Annotated in this window: 10 protein-coding genes; all 10 read right to left on the reverse strand. The window is 53.5% G+C overall.

The genetic code is table 11. The annotated features are described in order from the left end of the window. Positions 1–52: 52 nt before the first annotated feature. A complete protein-coding gene (locus J3P77_RS15280; protein WP_434677440.1) occupies positions 53–1,591 on the reverse strand; it encodes a DHA2 family efflux MFS transporter permease subunit in 1,539 nt (512 codons plus the stop codon). 63 nt (positions 1,592–1,654) lie between these two features. Beyond that, positions 1,655–2,863, reverse strand: a complete 1,209-nt coding sequence (locus J3P77_RS15285) for an efflux RND transporter periplasmic adaptor subunit (RefSeq protein WP_434677441.1) — start codon at positions 2,861–2,863, stop codon at positions 1,655–1,657. A 5-nt stretch (positions 2,864–2,868) separates the two neighbouring features. Then, complete coding sequence (locus J3P77_RS15290; RefSeq protein ID WP_434677442.1) at positions 2,869–4,368, reverse strand: efflux transporter outer membrane subunit; 1,500 nt, start codon at positions 4,366–4,368, stop codon at positions 2,869–2,871. Next, positions 4,365–4,865, reverse strand: a complete 501-nt coding sequence (locus J3P77_RS15295; RefSeq protein WP_434682028.1) for a MarR family winged helix-turn-helix transcriptional regulator — start codon at positions 4,863–4,865, stop codon at positions 4,365–4,367. The genes J3P77_RS15290 and J3P77_RS15295 overlap by 4 nt, the downstream gene beginning before the upstream one ends. Before the next feature lie 287 nt (positions 4,866–5,152). Then, positions 5,153–7,459 (reverse strand): class I tRNA ligase family protein, encoded by a 2,307-nt coding sequence (locus J3P77_RS15300; protein ID WP_434677443.1) that lies wholly within the window; start codon positions 7,457–7,459, stop codon positions 5,153–5,155. 128 nt (positions 7,460–7,587) lie between these two features. Beyond that, positions 7,588–8,859 carry a glutamate-cysteine ligase family protein gene (locus J3P77_RS15305; RefSeq protein ID WP_434677444.1) on the reverse strand — a complete coding sequence of 424 codons (1,272 nt, stop codon included), beginning with the start codon at positions 8,857–8,859 and terminating at the stop codon, positions 7,588–7,590. Between the two features lie 18 nt (positions 8,860–8,877). Further along, a complete protein-coding gene (locus tag J3P77_RS15310) occupies positions 8,878–10,077 on the reverse strand; it encodes an aminotransferase class V-fold PLP-dependent enzyme (protein WP_434677445.1) in 1,200 nt (399 codons plus the stop codon). Between the two features lies 1 nt (position 10,078). Then, the gene (locus J3P77_RS15315) at positions 10,079–11,290 is read right to left on the reverse strand and encodes a hypothetical protein (protein WP_434677446.1); all 1,212 of its coding nucleotides are present in this window, start codon (positions 11,288–11,290) and stop codon (positions 10,079–10,081) included. After that, on the reverse strand, positions 11,283–12,068 hold the full coding sequence (locus J3P77_RS15320; RefSeq protein ID WP_434677447.1) for a gamma-glutamyl-gamma-aminobutyrate hydrolase family protein: 786 nt from the start codon (positions 12,066–12,068) through the stop codon (positions 11,283–11,285). Before J3P77_RS15320 ends, J3P77_RS15315 begins: the two co-directional genes overlap by 8 nt. Then, entirely contained in the window at positions 12,065–13,018 is a 954-nt protein-coding gene (locus tag J3P77_RS15325) for an ATP-grasp domain-containing protein (RefSeq protein WP_434677448.1), read from the reverse strand. The genes J3P77_RS15320 and J3P77_RS15325 overlap by 4 nt, the downstream gene beginning before the upstream one ends. Positions 13,019–13,027 lie beyond the last annotated feature (9 nt).

The following is a 13,027-nucleotide window of genomic DNA, read 5'->3' on the forward strand; positions in this document are numbered from 1 at the left end:
CACACCATTACCCACTTTTTGAGCAAGTGATTCTGCCCGGCCGCTTCTTCCATCAATGCCCGCCACCACCCGGTGGACCCGCCTTGGCGGCGAACGGCGGTTTTGCCAGCCAGACCAACAAAATCAGCCCCATGAACACCCAGCCCAGCATGTGGAAGTAATCCACCGTGGACATCATGTAGGCCTGTCCATTCAGGGTCTGCTCCAGCTGCGCGTAAGCCTGCGGGCTGGCGCCGCCGAGGCTGTTCAACGCTTCGAGGGTCGTCGGGTCGAAAGTGCTGATGTTCTCGCTCAGGTACGCATGATGCTGATCGGCACGGCGGATCCAGATCCAGGTGGTCAGCGAGGCAGCAAAACTGCCGCCCAGCGTACGCAGGAAAGTGGCAAGACCGGAACCGTCGGCGATCTGGTCCGGTGGCAGATCGGACAGCAATATGCTTAGCGTCGGCATGAAGAACAGTGCGACGCCGATGCCCATGAACATCTGCACCATGGCTACGTGCTGGAAATCCACCTCATTGGTGAAACCGGCGCGCATGAAGCAGCTCAGACCCATCGCCAGAAACGCGAGCCCGGCGAGAATCCGCAGGTCGAAACGATGCGCGTATTTGCCCACGAACGGTGACATCAGCACCGGCAGAATGCCGATCGGCGCTACCGCGAGCCCGGCCCAGGTCGCCGTATAGCCCATCTGCGTCTGTAGCCATTGCGGCAGCAGCAGGTTGATGCCGAAGAACCCGGAATAGCCACCGATCAGTACAAAGGTGCCGATACGGAAGTTGCGATAGGCAAACAGCCGCAGGTTAACGATCGGATGTTTGTCGGTCAGCTCCCAGATCACGAACACCGCCAGCGCGACCAGCGAGATCAACGAGCCGATGACGATGAAGTTGGATTCGAACCAGTCCATGTCATTGCCCTTGTCGAGCACCACTTGCAGCGCGCCTACCCCGATGATGAGTGCTATCAGGCCGACATAGTCCATCGGCTGGCGACTGGTTTTCACCGGCCGCTTGGCCATCTGGGTGCGCACCACCAGTACGGCGAACAGACCGATCGGGATATTAATGAAGAAGATCCACGGCCAGCTGTAACTGTCGGTGATCCAGCCGCCGAGAATCGGCCCGGCAATGGGCGCGACGACCGTCACCATCGCCAGCAGCGCGAGGGCCATGCCCCTTTTGGCGGGCGGGTAGATCGCGATAAGCAGCGTCTGCGTCATCGGGTAGAGCGGCCCGGCAACCACGCCTTGCAGCACCCGAAAGCCCACCAGCTCGGGCATCGACTGCGAAATGCCGCACAGAAACGAGGCCAGTACGAAAAGCATTGTCGCCCAGAGAAACAGCTTCACCTCGCCGAAACGGCGACTGAGCCAGCCGGTCAGTGGCAACGCGATGGCATTACTGACGGCAAATGAGGTGATCACCCAGGTGCCCTGCTCGGAGCTGACGCCCAGATTGCCGGAAATGGTCGGCAAGGCAACGTTGGCGATGGTGGTGTCGAGCACCTGCATGAAAGTCGCCAGCGACAGGCCGATGGTGCAAAGCAGCATGCTGGGCGGAGTGAATGAAGCGGGAGCGTTGTTACTCATCGCGAATCCTTTGGCACTCTGAAAACGCCCCGACCCAAGGGCCGAGGCTTGCGGATTGGCGAATCAGCGCCTGGCGGTAGTGGTCTTGCCGCCGGCCGCGCTGTTGTCATGGATCAACCGCGCGATCAGCGCATCGGCTTGTGCCAGTTGTCCGGCATAGATATCGGTGCTGAACGTCGCCTGACGAGGCGGTTGCTGGGCAAGCACCGGGCCGCTCTGGTCGTGCAGATTGACGTCGACGGTCGTGGACAGGCCCACCCGCAGTGGATGCTGCGCCAGTTCGTCAGCATTGATATGCACGCGGACCGGTACGCGCTGGACGATCTTGATCCAGTTGCCGGTCGCGTTCTGTGCCGGCAGAAGTGCGAACGCGCTGCCAGTGCCCGCGCCCAGACTGTCGATGGTGCCGCTGTATTTCACATCGCCGCCGTACAGGTCAGTGGTGATCTCCACCGGCTGGCCGATGCGCATCTTGCCCAGCTGGGTTTCCTTGAAGTTGGCGTCGATCCACAGCTGATCGAGCGGAATCACTGCCATGGTCGCGGTGCCCGGCTGAACGCGCTGACCCAGCTGCACGCTGCGCTTGGCCACATAACCGGTGACCGGGGCCAGCAGCGTGGTGCGCGCATTGGCCAGATAAGCCTGGCGCAACTGTGCGGCAGCGGCCTTCACATCCGGATGCGACGACACTTCGGTGTCATCCACCAGCGCGACATTGCTGGCCAGCTGCTGCTGGATGTGGGTAAGAGCGCTCTGCGCGCTGGTCAGATCGTCCTTGGCGTGGGACAGCTCTTCCTGAGAGATCGCCCCGCTCGCCGCCAGGTTGCGACGCCGGCTGTAGTTGTCCTGCGCCTTCTGCACCTCGGCGCGCTGCGCGGCCAGTTGCGCCTTGATCCCATCAACGTTGCTGTAAAGCCCGCGCACCTGGCGCACGACCTTGCCCAGGTTCGCTTCGGCGCTTTGCAGCCCGACTTCGGCATCGCTGGGATCGAATTCAAGCAGCACCTGCCCTTCACGGACCAGGTCGCCATCATCGGCGGCGATGCTGATTACGGTGCCAGTGGTCAGCGGCGTGATTTCCACGACGTTGCCGTTCACGTACGCGTCGTCGGTGCTTTCGCTCCATTGACCGTAGAGTTCGTGCCAGGCCCAGACGGCCAGGCCGCCGACGATCACGAGCAGCGCCAGGCCAAGAAGCAGGAACTTGCGTTTACCCGACTGCGGGTTTTTCTGGTCGGGTGCGGATTGGGTTTCAGGAGCGGCAGTAGCCATGACAATTACCTTGTGGTCAATGACGCAGTTGAAGGGTGAGCCGACTCGGCCGCGGCCAGAGGCTGGTCGTCTTGCGAGTCAGAGCCTTGAAAGCCGCCGCCCAGGGCTTGCATCAACTGGATCGACAGATCGATTCGTTCAGCGTTGAGGTCAGCCAGTTGGCGTTGTGATTGCAACAGTTGCTGTTCGGTGGTCAGCACGTCCAGGTAGTTGCCGATGCCCGAGCCGTAACGCTGGGTCGCGGTCGCGAACGACTGCTCGATGACATCGGTAGCGTGCTGACGGGCCTGGATCTGGCCATCGATATCGCGCAACTGGCCGATGTTGTCGCTGACATCGCCCAACGCTCGCACCAGCGTCTTGTTGTACTGCGCCACCGCCAGGTCATAGTCGGCGTCGCGGGCGTCGAGATCGGCGCGTAAACGTCCGCCGTCGAACAGCGGCAGCGAAACCGTCGGCTTGATATTGAAGAAACGGCTGGCGGAACCGAACATCGCATCGCCCAGCAGCGACTCGGCACCGGCGGAGGCGCTGAGGTTCAGGTTGGGATAGAAACGGGTTTTGCTGGCATCGATGCTGCGACGTGCCGCCTCGACGCGCCAGCGTGCGGCGATCAGATCCGGCCGACGGCCCAGCAACTCGGCTGGCAACGAAGACGGCAGCGCCACGGCAGCAGGTTTCAATACATTGGGCCGAGCCAATGCCTCGCCTCGGTCCGGCCCTTTACCCACCAGAACCGCCAGGGCGATCTGCGCGCTGCGCAGGCGCTTTTGCGCGTCGAGCATCTGCTCTTGCGCCCCGGCCTCCAGGCTTTCGGTCTGCTGGAACTGATACTTGCTGTCGATGCCGGACTTGAGGCGGCTGCTGCCCAATTCAAGCATCTGTCGGGTGCGCTTGAGGTCTTCGGCCGCCAGATCGTGGACGATGTAAGCCTGGCCCAGATCGCTGTAGGCGCGGGCGACGTCGGCGGCCAGGGTCAATTGCGCGGCCTGCTGATCGATCTCGGCTGCGCGGGCCTGACCCAGCGCCGCTTCCCAGGTGGCGCGCTCGCCGCCCCAGAGATCAAAGCTGTAATCGAAGTTGACGCCCAGGCTGCGCAGTGTGCTGTAGCGACCGCCCACGCCGAGCGGGTCCTGATCCCGGGCCAGCCGCGAACGGCTGACACTGGCGCTGGCGTCGGCACGCGGCATGCGTGATGCGTCGGCCGCATAGGCGGCAGCCATGGCCTGATGGGTCCGGGCGCTGGCGACCTGCATGTCCGGGCTGTCGCGCAAGGCCTCAGCGACCAGACTGTCGAGCTGCGAATCGCCCAGGCTCTTCCACCAGTCGGCCGCAGGCCAGGCGGCGCTCGACAGGCTCACACCGCTCAGGCTCTTTTGCGCCTGAAGGCTCTGCGCATCGACGCTGTGACCCTGGGTTTCGAGCCCACTGTAATTGGCACAACCGGCCAGGCTGAGCGCCACGGCGAGCAGGCTTGTGCGAACGTGCAATGTCGTACCGTTCATTTCGTACTCTTGGTGGTGCTCTTGGGGATAAAGCTCAAACGCGTAAGGGTGATGTGATCGTCCGCCGCGACCAGCACCTTGGTCAGAATCCGTTGCAGGGTTTCCACTTCCTCGGCGTCCAGCGCAGCGAAGGTGTCGTTCATCGCATCGGCGCCTATCTGCGGCAGCAGATCGGTCAGCTTGCGACCCTGCGGCGTCAGCTCAAGGTGCACCTGACGCCGATCGGTTTCCGAACGGGTCCGCACGACCAGCCCTTTCTGCTCAAGACGGTCCAGCATGCGTGTCATCGAACCGCTGTCCAGCGACAAGTGCCGACACACTTCCACCGGCGTATCCGCCGCGAACTGGGCAACGATAATCAGCACCTTGAACTGCGCCGAAGTCACGTCATGCGGCTCCAGATACTTGTCCAGCATCCGGTCCTTCAGGCCGTTGGTGCGGCCGACCAACAGCCCCATGAGGCTGGAGTCGAAATTGTCGGGACTGAAATGTTTCAAAGTCTCACCCATAAAGCTGCCTAGGCAGTGATTACAAAATGTTACTGCCTAAGCAGCAAAAGTCAAAACGTTTTGTTAGCGTGCTTGCTAAATGCCCTGACAGACGCACAAAAAAACGACCGCCGAGGCGGTCGTTGTTATGCAGCGTGGGACGTCAGGCGGCGATGGGAACGCCACTATGGAAGCGACGGATCAATCCGTGCTCGCGGGACGGCCACGTATCTCGATCGGCCCCGCCAGCCAGCCGCCCCTCGATCGAGGGAGCGCTCCTGCGATGATTCTCGCTATCAATCTCTGGCAATGATGAAGTTCAGGACTTTCTCCGGCACAAAGACGATTTTACTGACAGGAGAAGATAACCACTTCACGAATTTTTCATCCGACCTGACTATTTCTTCGAGTGCAACCTTGTCCCTGGCGACCGCCTCGGGAACATCAATCAGAAATCTGGTTTTCCCATCAGTCGCAATCTGCATCGAAACGACTTTGCTGTCTGCTCGCCTGAAAATCACTTCAGGGTAAGAGCAAGATAATAAGGAAGTCTTCTGGCCTAACGCGCCTTCCCAAAGCTCGGACGTTACAAAGGGAGCATAGGGATGAAGCACCAATACAAGCTTCTTCAGAACCTCAGAATTATGAATACCTGTTCTGGTCAACTGGTTTACACAACTCATCATTGCGGCGATTGCCGCATTGAAGGCAAACGCCTCCGTCCGTTGACGGACGATCATTATGAGGTCATCAACCAATGCGGCCGCCGAAGCCGACGGTGGCTCCTGGGAGACAATCAATTTGCCAGAAGAATCGTAAAACAGCCTCCAGAGACGTGCCAGAAATCTATGAGGCCCTTCAATCGTCTCTGTGGACCATGTGATCATGTGATCTATCGGTCCTAAAAACATTTGGTGCAAGCGAAAGCAGTCTGTCCCGTACTGATCGATAATATCGTCCGGGTTAACAACGTTATGCTTCGATTTTGACATCTTCTCGGTGATACGGGCACAGAAGAACTTGGCATCACTGAGTTCAAACTCAGAGGTAGAAAAATGAGTACGCCACTGGCGAAGCTTTGTGATATCGACCGTATTGTCTTCAGAAACCATCTGAACATCGATGTGCACCGGTTGCACTCCGCGCTCTCCGACAAGATCAGCTGAAATAAAATTACCAGAGATGATATCGCGGTAGATCACAGCCGAAACCCCCAGAATCATTCCCTGGCAAATGAGGCGGGTAAACGGTTCCGAAAAATCTATCTCCCCCAGATCATAAAGAAAGTTGGTAAAGAAGCGCGCGTATATCAAATGGCCTGTTGCATGCTCGACGCCACCAACGTACAGATCCACCGAATTCCAATAGGAAGTCTGTTCAGCACCGGCAAAGCGTTGGCCGTTGTGAGGGTCGGTATACCTTAGGAAATACCAGCTGGACGCCGCCCAGCCTGGCATTGTCGTTGTCTCAAGCTGATAACCCTCGTATCGCCAGTCAGCCAGCCGAGCCAAGGGAGCGTCGGCTGCAGAGGTCGGGGTAAATGTACTGACGTCCGGCAGTAAAAGAGGCAGATCCTCCTCATTGACAGGTCTGGCGATTCCTTCTGAGTCGTAATAAACGGGGATAGGTTCACCCCAGTAACGTTGCCGTCCGAACGTCGCATCACGCAATTTGTATGTGGACGAGCGTGTCCTCCCAAGCGGAGCTTCTGTTGTCGGGGAGGCATACGCAGACTCAATAAAAAGCCCGTCAATTTTACCAATCCAGTTTTTCTGGATGGTTTTGACTGACTCTGGCCAATCGAGATCAGCCAGTCCGTCCAGCAGCCGGTCAGCGTAGGCCGTGACTCTCAAAAACCACTGATTCATTCTCTTCCTGACAACCGGATGACCGCCTCGCTCGGATAAACCGTTTATCGCCTCATCATTGGCCAGCACGGTTCCTAGCGCGGGGCACCAATTCACATCCGCCTCAGCCTTGAACGCCATTCTGAAGTTCATCAGAAAGGTCTCTTGCTCTGCACTTGAATACCGACGCCAAGTCACTGGATCGATCTTCGTGAAATCTTCTGAACAAGCAGCCTGCAAACCTGTGGCCCCGTGCTGCGTGAGAATTTCGACGAGCTCGCTGATTGGTCTTGCTCTCTTCAGCCGGGTATCAAACCAAGAGTTGAACAACCTCAGGAAAATCCACTGCGTCCAGCGGTAGTAATTCGGATCAGACGTGACTATCTCGCGATCCACGTCCACGCAGAGCCCTAACCTCGTCAACTGACCTTTGAATTTAGCTATATTCTGGGCCGTGGTGACCGAGGGGTGCTGACCAGTTTCAATCGCAAACTGCTCCGCAGGCAGCCCGAACGAATCAAAGCCCATAGGATGAAGCACATTGAACCCTGACATCGTTTTATAACGACTAAATATGTCGGTAGCGATGTAACCGCGCGGATGGCCGACGTGTAAGCCAGCACCTGACGGGTAGGGAAACATGTCGAGGCAGTAGTACTTAGGCCTGGAAGCATCAGCTTTGACTCTGAATGCACCCTCATGCAACCAGCGCTCAGACCATTTAGCCTCAAACTCTTTAAATTTATCATCAAACATTGGAAGCGCTCAAAAAACAGGGATAATAATCATACCGCGCCTTAACGCAACACGAATTAAACAATGAGTGGAATAATCAAAGGTCTTCTTAAACATTCATCATTTCTACGCTTAACGTTCCATCCCAGCTAGCCACCATTAACCACCTCAAGAAATACATCTAGATACGCTAGCTCAGCTTCGCATGCGCGCAAATCGACCAAACCCATACGCGACGTCTCTATTAATTCCTTCGCCACACTAGCGACCTTGTACTTGCCTGCCACATTTGCTGCAAGCCCGACTCTTGCTGCATCCATATATAATCTGTCCAAAGATAAATAATCTATAAAGTTCAAGAGATGCTGGGATCTCTCCAGCGCCTGGTCGGAATAGAAGAGCCCTCTCCAGAAAGCCGCCAAGGCCGCTGCATATGCGGGCGAGCAGGTGTCAGCAGACCTTAACTCAATGACATTTTTTAGCCGGGCCTCTGGGTAGAGCGTGCTTAGATGTAATACCCAATCATCGATATTAGCTTCATAACCGCCATATCCAAACCTCATAAAATCCGAGAACGTCATGCAGCCCGGTTTTATAACCGAGCCATTTCTAACTATGTAGAACAACCGCCTATTGCAAGCCCACCGGGTGTACGTGCTAAAGATACCCTCATCACTATTAATATTCAGCAAAAACTGCGGCACCCCGCAGCGAGCCTCGGGGAAATCTCGCCACATTCGCATTCTTGAGCTTTTCCAACCTGTAGTTACATTGCCTACCACAGCAGAGTTTCCGCAAATAGCAACAATAAATGGTTGCGCCAACGCGCCCAAAGAAAGACACTTCTCAGCATGCAATTCTGAGAAATAATCCAGCGAAACTTGCATCGACGCTGTAATCTTTTGAGATGAGCTACCTGCCGCCGCCTCGCATAAAATAGGCATGATGGCTTGGTATCTGGCACTCGGAATGACCTCTACTTGGCTGGCTTTATCGACAGGATTACACCCTATCGCAAGTACATCGACATCGAGTTTCGCACAAATCTGTTTCAAGGCCGCTAGAAACGCCAGAAGCTCTTTATGCACGTCAATAGCAGTAAGGCTAGCCGTTCCTGAAAACTCTATTTGGCCTCCAGGCTCAAGCGATACACGCACAGATTCTTTTGTTAACCCGATCAATAGCGCACCGTCGTAAACGGCCTGGTACCCGATTTTGGTAAAAGCTAAAAGTATCTCCGCAATGCCATTGCCCCCCCAGTAAGACAGTTGCATACTACGGGCGCGATCAATCAGGATAAGCTCGTACTCTAAGCCAACCTTCCCAGACAATAACGGCTTGACATGCCCTGCGAAATATTCTTTTAAATTTCCTATATCAAGGATACGCGATTCTGAAATGCCAATTGGTTCGTTGCGCATACGAAGCCTCTCCGTCACTTAGGAAAGCAACTCATTCAAAGCCGAGACAAAACAATCAATTTCTGACTTATTGTTGTACATGTGAAGAGACGCCCGCAGACCTCCTTTTAGCCCTAGACTTTGATACAAAGGTTGATTACACTGAAACCCAACATTTACGGCGATGCCATGAACATCAGAAAGCAACACGGACAATGTTTGCAAATCAATAGCACCGGCGACATTGAAAGTAACGATAGGCACCCGTATTTTACTGAAAAGAAAAGGGAGCTCAATAAACTTACACTTGCTTAGTTCATCGCGCAAATAAGCGTCCAACCCCTTATTCTGTAACTGGATGGTAGATAGACCTATTGAATCGACGAAGTCGATCGCAGCGCCAGTTCCGATGACGCCCTCTATGTTTGGTGTGCCCGCTTCAAATCTTGCCAACCCAGATTTATACCTCACGTGCTCGTTACCAACCTGATCGACCATACCCCCGCCAAATCTGAAGTTTCTTACTAATGGCTGAGCCTCATGCCGTATGTACAGCCCACCCACGCCCGAAGGAGCAAATACTTTGTGTGGAGAAAACACAAGAAAATCACATCCTATCGATCGCGTATCGACTGGGATATGCCCGACGGTTTGTGCACAATCGACCAGCGTAAGAGCGCCATACATCCTGGCCAACTTACAGATTTCCGCCACAGGCTGCACGTTCCCCGTTATATTGGACGCATGACAGACCGCGACAAGCCTCGCTGGGGTTCTAAGTAACTCCTCCAAATGATTCAAATCCAGTAGCCCTTCGGAGTCCAGCCGAACTATGTGGAGATCAGCCTTTTCCAGCCAAGGAAGTAAATTGGAATGGTGTTCAAGCTCAGAGACAATAACTCTATCGCCTTTCCCTAGCCCCAGCCCGCTACTGATTAGATTTACGCTATCCGTACAATTATGCGTAAACAGCAATTCTAGCGGAGAACAACCGATAAACTCCGAAATTCGGTCACGGCTATGCTCAAACTCAGCCGTCACATACTCTGCGTGCTTATGCCTAGACCGCCCGACGTTAGATATCTGACGATATATCTGTGCTACCGTTTGGATCACGGAGTTGGGTTTCAACGCCGTAGAAGCATTATCGAAATATACCAGTTCATCTGAGTTTAGCTGTGGGAAATCAGCCCTGCCTATGCCAGTTGTCAAAGCTTTGCAGTAACTCAAACCATCCATATCAAGCACTCCGAAAAGTAAAAAATTTTCCAGATTGCTCGGGCTGCAATATTTCTACTTTCTGCAAAATCACTTGCTTGTCACAGAACAGCTGATTGAGAAATTGAAAATTCTCGTCGGGACTACACCCACTTGAGTGTGGTTCCGTTTCCACGTATAGAAACACGATCCTGTCGCCACGCTTCTCTAACCTATAGAACTTTGGTTGCCAAGCGCACTCTGATATAAGCTTGTCAAAGGTATAAGGTGTTATGTACCTTTGATCGTCAGAAAAAATCTGTGCATCTGCCCATCTTCCATGGGGGCGAGCAATGGCCATTTGCTCACTGGCCCTTACTACACCTCCGGCCTGAGGAACTTCGAGCGTTTCTATCAGATCCCCTGTCCGGTAGCGGAGAAACGGCATTAGCGGGTTTTTCCAAGACGTGATCACTAGCTCGTATATACGCCCTTTTGGATAGACCGGTGAAAGCTCAACAATGCTTGCGTGGGGGCATCTATTGTAGGATCCTGCGGCATCCTGCATGAAAAGGACGCCTAACTCTGAAGAACCAAACATATCGAGCAGTTTTCTGCCGAAAAAAGTCTCGATCCTTGTTCTGCAGTAGCTGGTAAGAAACTCATACGCAGAAACAATTGTTTCTGGGATATACGGCAGTTCCACCTGAAATCTTACTAGCTTATCGATAAAAATTGTCAAATAGCTTGGATTCACCTGCAGCACCTTCGGTTTAAACTCGTTCAACTCGGCCGCGATTCGCTGGATATCTATCTCGGTCCAGTCGTGGGGATTCTGTTTAGCATTCAGATATAGCGTACGTCCAGATAGTCGCATCTCGACACTCGTATCAGCTATTCCGCAACTTCCGCCTGAGCAGAAAACGGTGGCCAGTATTGCTTTACGGTCGCTAGCAAAATCAAACCCCTTCAACTCAGAGTTAGATGAATACGCGTCCTCATATTCGCGATCCCACCATCCGCTTGCCCTTATCAAGGTAAGTCTTTCCCCAGAGGAACCGGAGGTGCTTGCATACTCAACACTTTTTCGCTCAAGGGCGTTACTCATTTTTTTTGTTCTGAAAGCTTCGGGAAACTGCCTGATTATCGACGTTTTCTCAAGGTAAGGAATTCCCGTTGGCTCTCCCCCTTTAAGGAATATTTCAATCAACTTTTCGTGGCCCTTGTAGATAGGCACATCAAACAATCTAAACATCGCGGCCTCCTAACATCACTGAATTCACATACGCTTTCCAAATATTATTCAAAACGCGTTGATTTCGAAGCCCTTTCTCGAAGTGGCCCTGCAACCCTAGAACAAATCTATCTCCGTCCTGGCTCTCAATTGCCTCCACTACCCCGTCCTCGGAGTGAGCACACGCGACCAGCTCCCGACCTAACCGTTCAACTCCCTGATGATGAATACTAGAAATCACGGTGGTAGATACTTTTAAAATCTCAGACAGCCGTGAGCCTTCCACGATTTCTATTGAGTGGTAATTTATCCAACCGTCTTTGTCGATGCTGTGGCTGACTTCTCCGTTTTCTGGCAAATGCTGCTGCAATGTTCCCCCCTCGGCAACATTGATGATCTGCATGCCACGACAAATACCCAGCACAGGTCGTCGGTTGGCCAAAGCGGCTCTGTAAAGCGCGATTTCTAAACGGTCCCTTTCACAATCAAAACTTGATAAAGTATCTGTCTCAAGGCCGGGCTGGACGCCTGCAATTGTCGCGCCATCATTCATTCCGGCTTTATAAATTTCAGGGGCAATATCCCTCCCTGGGCTTAAAACCAGTCCGTCGACGCGCTTTACAACTTCATCCACATGATCCAGCATCACTCCGTTTGGTAGCAAAACAGGAACGCAGCCCAAACCGACCAGAATATCCAAAATAGTGTTTGATGAGTAAGTTAGGTACTGAGACTTAGAATAGTTCAGCGCGACATGACTTCTACTGGTCGTAACCAATATATGTGGGACCCGGATCATAGGCTACGGCCTGCACTTGAAAGTATATGCTCGGCGATAGCGTTAATTTTGGCGTGATCATATGAGTAAGAAGGGTCTGCCTTTTCCGGTGCCATCCGCGTGCCAGCCATCATCGCGGACTCGACAAAAATACCTAAGCTCGGATTAACTTCCAGAATATAGGTCCTTGCGTCTTTTACGCTTTTGACCATATCTATAATCGTACCGGTGACGCGTGTTTTTTCTGCAACTGCTAATGCGAGGGCGATCTCCCCGCTGATATCTGCAGGTGTCATTACCCCACCTGCAGATATATTAGTTTTATACGAATGCCTTTTCCGCCGACTGTAACCGCCTAAAACCTTTCCGTTAAAAACCTCAACCCGGATATCGCTATCGCCAAATTCTATATATTGCTCGAGATACATATTGGATGCGTAATGACCCGCGGCACCTAGAAAATCCATAAACTGTTCGCAGTCGTCAAATTTTATGATTCCTTTTGCTCCATGTCCTCTTCGAGGCTTTACGAGCACTGATTTCCAATCGCTAAATACCTTCCGCACGATGCGCTCATCCGTATCGCTTCCAATTAACATCGATTCGGGCACAGAGAACCCTAATCGGCGCAGAAGGTTATTTGTCGCGAATTTATCCTGACAAGCCGCAAAATCCGCGTAGTTATTCAGCACTCGTACCCCGCTGTCCTCAAGGGCCTTCAGTACGTCCAACTGATGGTCCGACTGATCGTCGGCGTTCATATGAAATAAACAGTCGAATTTTGAAAGATTTATTCCTTCCTTTGTGAACACCAAGCCATTGAAGACGTAGCAGGATCGCAGATCGACTTCAGAAAACACCTCTGCACCGCAATTCTCCAACCTGGCTCTCAAAAGATTCTGAGGAATCAGTCCGTTATCGTTTCGATACATCCAAAGAGCTACTTTTAATTTTTGTTCTGCAGCTTTCATAACGATGTC

This window comes from Pseudomonas sp. R1-18 (assembly GCF_051132095.1).
In the GTDB taxonomy this organism is placed as follows: Bacteria; Pseudomonadota; Gammaproteobacteria; order Pseudomonadales; family Pseudomonadaceae; genus Aquipseudomonas.

Bases quoted from the DNA above. Each gene is read 5' to 3' on its own strand.
- J3P77_RS15305 (WP_434677444.1), bottom strand. From the start codon at position 8,859: ATGCGCAACGAACCAATTGGCATTTCAGAATCGCGTATCCTTGATATA.
- J3P77_RS15280 (WP_434677440.1), bottom strand. From the start codon at position 1,591: ATGAGTAACAACGCTCCCGCTTCATTCACTCCGCCCAGCATGCTGCTT.
- J3P77_RS15315 (WP_434677446.1), bottom strand. From the start codon at position 11,290: ATGTTTAGATTGTTTGATGTGCCTATCTACAAGGGCCACGAAAAGTTG.
- J3P77_RS15300 (WP_434677443.1), bottom strand. From the start codon at position 7,459: ATGTTTGATGATAAATTTAAAGAGTTTGAGGCTAAATGGTCTGAGCGC.
- J3P77_RS15290 (WP_434677442.1), bottom strand. From the start codon at position 4,368: ATGAACGGTACGACATTGCACGTTCGCACAAGCCTGCTCGCCGTGGCG.
- J3P77_RS15320 (WP_434677447.1), bottom strand. From the start codon at position 12,068: ATGATCCGGGTCCCACATATATTGGTTACGACCAGTAGAAGTCATGTC.
- J3P77_RS15310 (WP_434677445.1), bottom strand. From the start codon at position 10,077: ATGGATGGTTTGAGTTACTGCAAAGCTTTGACAACTGGCATAGGCAGG.
- J3P77_RS15325 (WP_434677448.1), bottom strand. From the start codon at position 13,018: ATGAAAGCTGCAGAACAAAAATTAAAAGTAGCTCTTTGGATGTATCGA.
- J3P77_RS15285 (WP_434677441.1), bottom strand. From the start codon at position 2,863: ATGGCTACTGCCGCTCCTGAAACCCAATCCGCACCCGACCAGAAAAAC.